This is a genomic window from Streptomyces phytophilus (assembly GCF_013870535.1).
GTDB classification, from domain to species: domain Bacteria; phylum Actinomycetota; class Actinomycetes; order Streptomycetales; family Streptomycetaceae; genus Streptomyces; species Streptomyces phytophilus.
Window position 1 is genome coordinate 1 of the sequence record NZ_JACBXC010001363.1, and the last position, 1,553, is coordinate 1,553.

General features: G+C 75.0%; 1 protein-coding gene. It reads right to left on the reverse strand.

Annotation, left to right across the window (positions count from 1 at the left end; genetic code table 11):
• Positions 1-23: 23 nt before the first annotated feature.
• A partial coding sequence (locus H5J30_RS32405) for a beta-N-acetylhexosaminidase (RefSeq protein WP_181791217.1) occupies positions 24-1,553 on the reverse strand: 1,530 nt, incomplete at its 5' end.

Sequence of the window (1,553 nt, forward strand, 5' to 3'; positions counted from 1 at the left end):
CCCCCGGCCGTCCCCGTACGCCCTCAGCCCGCGCCCCTCACCGTCCCCGCCAGGTCCGCGAACTCCCCCCACTCCAGGCGCGGCTCGCGCGGGTCCCACACCTTCTGCGCCAGCGCCGCCAGCGGCAGCCTGACGCCCTTCGCCACCTGCCCCGGTGTCTGGGCACCGGCCAGGTCCCCCCACACCGCGAAGCGGGCGCCCAGCACCTTCTCCGGGCCCGCCAGCCGCTTCGGCACCGGCCGGGTGCCGCGCAGCACCGCGGGGGTCCACTCCTCGTAGATCCGCTCGCCCGTGGGGTACGTGAAGTCGTTGGGCTCGCCCAGGACGTAGTACAGGTACTCGTCGTTGAGGTTGACCAGCCGGCGGCCGTCCTCCAGGAACGCCTGCGGGTCGCGCGCGAACGCCTCCTTGCCCGTCCAGTACTCGACCTCCCGGTCCCGGTCGGGACCGACCTTCGCGCCCGGGATGAAGCCGTCGTTCCACGCCTTGACCTTCTTGCCCTCCTCCTTGACCGTGTCCGCCCGCTCGTTGAGCCAGTCGGCGGTGAGGTCCGCGACGGCCGCGCCCGCGCCGTGGCGGTCGCGGGCGGCGGCGGCCAGGTGCGGGTAGCGGGCCTCGGGGTCGCTCGCCATCAGCGCGACGTACTCGTCGCCGCCGATGTGCATGTACGGGCCGGGGAAGAGCCGCGCGTACTCCGTCAGCAGGTCGTCCACGAGCCGGCCCGCGCGGGGCTCGGAGATGTCGATCGCGCCCTCCACCGGGGTGCCTTCGGGGGTCTTCAGCTGGAGGTCCGGGTGGGCGTCGAGGACGGCGCCGAGGTGGCCGGGGGAGTCGATCTCGGGGATGACCGTGATGTGCAGGTCGGCGGCGAGTTCGATGATGTCCCGTACCTCGGCCTTGGTGAGGTGCGGCGTGGAGACCACCTCGGGGTGGCTGTCGCTCTCGACCCGGAACGCCTGGTCGTCGGAGAGGTGGAGGTGGAGCTGGTTGAACTTGAGGTCGGCCATCTCCCGGAGGCGGTCGGACAGCCACGCGGCGCTGAAGTGCTTGCGGGCGATGTCGACCATGAACCCGCGCTGCGGGCGGTCGGGGCGGTCCTCGATGCGGCCGGGCGGCACGCCGCCGTCGGCGCGGGCGGCCTGGAGGAGTGTGCGGGTGCCGTAGAAGACGCCGGTGCCGGTGGCGGCCGTGACGGTGGCGCGGCCGTCGGCGACGTCGATGCGGTATGCCTCGGGGCCGCCGGCGCGGCGGGGTTCGAGGCGGAGGCGGACGTCGCCCGGGACCTGCCCGAGCGCCGTGCCGTCCCCGCTGTCGCTGTCGCTGCCGCCGTCGTCGGTGCCGTCGCTGTCGCTGTCGTCGTCCGCGTAGCGCATGCCGAGTTCGGCGGCGAGGCGCATGGCCTCGTCGGTCAGCCCGGCGTCCTCGGCGACGACGCGGGCGCGGTCGGCGGGCCGCCAGCCGGTGCCCCCGGCGCGCTCGTAGGAGCGGACGGCGGGGATGGTGCGGGGGTCGGGGAGGGACTTCGCGCGGTCGGCGCGGGGCGCGCCGCTGCG